1 protein-coding gene is annotated in these 252 nt (G+C 62.3%); it reads left to right on the forward strand.

Annotated features, from left to right (window positions below; all coding sequences use genetic code 11):
- On the forward strand, positions 1–252 hold a 252-nt coding region (locus PZC42_RS25060), incomplete at both ends, for a hypothetical protein (protein ID WP_277214358.1).

Here is a 252-nt window from a genome sequence, read left to right on the forward strand (position 1 = left end):
GGCAACGCGTGCTGGGAGCTCTACTGCCTCGAGCACGGCATCGAGCCCGATGGCACCATGCCCAGTGATACAACGGTTGGCGTCGCACACGATGCGTTCAACACTTTCTTCAGCGAGACGGGCGCTGGCAAGCATGTGCCCAGGGCCATCTTTGTCGACCTGGAGCCCACTGTCATCGACGAGGTGCGCACTGGGTCGTACCGTCAGCTCTTCCACCCTGAGCAGCTCATCTCTGGGAAGGAGGATGCCGCG

It is taken from the genome of Isoptericola croceus, assembly GCF_029382255.1.
Lineage (GTDB): Bacteria > Actinomycetota > Actinomycetes > Actinomycetales > Cellulomonadaceae > Isoptericola > Isoptericola croceus.